At 47.6% G+C, this 2044-nt stretch carries 2 protein-coding genes; both read left to right on the top strand.

Translation table 11 applies throughout. The features are described 5' to 3' along the window. Window positions 1–330 precede the first annotated feature (330 nt). Window positions 331–831: a hypothetical protein gene (locus C5S62_RS00075; RefSeq protein ID WP_133159429.1), complete on the top strand. Its 501-nt coding sequence runs from the start codon at window positions 331–333 to the stop codon at window positions 829–831. Between the two features lie 329 nt (window positions 832–1160). Beyond that, the coding region (locus C5S62_RS00070) for an NPCBM/NEW2 domain-containing protein (RefSeq protein WP_190311524.1) at window positions 1161–2044 on the top strand (884 nt) is incomplete at its 3' end.

Here is a 2044-nt window from a genome sequence, read left to right as displayed (position 1 = left end):
ATCGCGCACCACGGCAATGTCACGACCCTGAAAACCTACAATTTCTCCGCCGCCTACATCGTTGAGGAAGCGCACTTTATCTCCTATTTTCATAGCGTATATCTGTTTATATTATATAAATGAGACACAAATCCTTCTGAGGGCAAAAATACTAATTTTCTTCGAAACCGGCATGTTGCACAAAAATCCGCAACGGTCTCGTCTAGAAAAAGACGCTATTAGTCGAAATGATTTTTTCATTTTCGGCGGGTTGTTTACCTTTGCATCATCAATCGCCGGCAATCAGCTGGCAAGCACTTTAAAATAAACCTTTTAAAAGCAGACTGTTTTATGAGAAAAACATTAATGACCCTTCTTATGGTGTTCACACTCGTTACTGTAACGGCCAGCGCCCAGCGCAACGACCGCCGCACCGCTTCTAAGGCCCGCACGGAGAAAATGGCCGAGCAACTGGCAAAAGATATGGAACTTGACGAAGAGACCGCTGCATGGTTCAAACCCATTTATGTGGAAATGCAGGACACTTTGCGGACCATCCGCCGTACTTCGCTTACCGATATGAGACGTGGCAAAAAGGCCAGAGAGAAGATGACGGACGAAAAGGCCGAACAAATCATCATGGGGCGCTTCAGCGCCACTGAAAAGGAAGTGGCACTGAAACGCGCTTACTACACACGTATGCGTGAACGCCTATCTCCAAGCCAGTTAATCAAGATTTTTGCCACTCCCTCCATGCCTGAACGGCAGCGCATGCCACAAAACAACGGACATGGCTTCCCCGGTGGAGGTCCGGACTTTCCTGGAGGTGGAGGCCACGGCGCCCCATTCTAAATCCACTACGTCCTGATATTTTCATCGCAACTTCACAACTTTTTTCATACGCAACAATTTGACAGAAAGGCAGCCTGTTCCTTAAGGAAGAGCGCTGCCTTTCTGTCTTGATTACAAACAGAATGCTCTGTCTGCCCCACTTTACCTGTTTAGTCTTTCACTACATTTCAAAGTTTTCAAACATAAATTGAATTAAGAGGTTGAAACGTGTTGTCTGATGATAAATGACTAACTTTGCCATAGTATCGGAGTTGTGCCATCAGGGGTCACAAGAGCAAAACGATATTCCATGTTTTTTTGAACATACATTTATTCAATTATGCCATATTATGAAAAATAGAAGATGGTTATGGACGGCTTTGTTTTGCCTTACCGTCCTGACGGTTCATGCCGACAAACGTTATGCCTTAGGCAGCCTGAACCTGAAACTGATGACCTGTGGGTTCGGAAACTGCCGGGCAAACAAAAGTGTTGACAACAACGCTTTGAGACTTAACGGTAAAACTTATGAAACGGGCGTGGGCACTCACGCCGACAGCCGCCTGAAGATTTGGGTGAACGGCACGGGCAAGCGTTTCAGTGCCATAGTGGGCGTGGACGATGAGGCTACGGAACGTGGCAGCGTACAATTCCGCGTGACGGGCGATGGCAAAGTACTAGCCGAGTCACCAGTCATGAAAAAAGGCCGCATACCGTTCAAAATCAACGTCAGCATTGCAGATATCGACACTCTTTGTCTGGAAGCCTTGGCCACGGATGACGGCAACAACAACGATCATGCCGACTGGGCCGATGCCTGGGTGGAAATGGCAACGGGGGAACCTCAGGCCATCCCTTCATTCGATGTTATTGAAATCGGTACGGAGAATACGGTCCTAGCTTTAAGCACCGACAAAAAAGGCAATCTGTTTCAGCAATACTTTGGGATGAAGGCTGGTGTAGACGCTATATTCGGCAACGGCGAAAGGCACGACCAGGCTTACCCTACCATACAGAGCAGTTCCGACTTCAGCTATTGGCAAACGCCCGCGTTGCATATCATCCATTCCGATGGTCACACCTCAACGATGCTACGCTACGTTAAAAGCGAGACAACGAAGACGGACAATAACGTCACGCTCACAACTGTTGAACTGAAAGATCCGAACTATGACTTCACCGTCCGCCTCCACTTTAAAACCTATGCCAAAGAGGATGTCATAGAGCAATGGGC

The organism is Prevotella sp. MGM2 (assembly GCF_002933955.1).
Taxonomy (GTDB): domain Bacteria; phylum Bacteroidota; class Bacteroidia; order Bacteroidales; family Bacteroidaceae; genus Alloprevotella.
Note: the sequence above shows the minus strand (reverse complement) of the source record. Positions and strands in the feature narration are given on the sequence as shown.

Coding starts and splice junctions, on each gene's coding strand:
- C5S62_RS00075 (WP_133159429.1), top strand. CDS start 331: ATGAGAAAAACATTAATGACCCTTCTTATGGTGTTCACACTCGTTACT.